At 53.6% G+C, this 220-nt stretch carries 2 tRNA genes; both read right to left on the reverse strand.

Annotated elements, in window-relative coordinates:
* Positions 1 to 14: 14 nt before the first annotated feature.
* Positions 15 to 90, reverse strand: a tRNA-Ala gene (locus ACZ6J2_RS21965).
* 41 nt (positions 91 to 131) lie between these two features.
* Positions 132 to 208, reverse strand: a tRNA-Ile gene (locus ACZ6J2_RS21970).
* Positions 209 to 220 lie beyond the last annotated feature (12 nt).

The following is a 220-nucleotide window of genomic DNA, read 5'->3' on the forward strand; positions in this document are numbered from 1 at the left end:
TTCGCAGTAAAAGATGGTGGAGCTATGCGGGATCGAACCGCAGACCTCCTGCGTGCAAAGCAGGCGCTCTCCCAGCTGAGCTATAGCCCCATCGTTTGCAATCTCTGTACCGCTCATCCTTAAAAGGAGTTTGGTAGGCCTGAGTGGACTTGAACCACCGACCTCACCCTTATCAGGGGTGCGCTCTAACCACCTGAGCTACAAGCCTGCAGAGATTTTT

This window comes from Enterobacter sp. E14S, assembly GCF_055666685.1.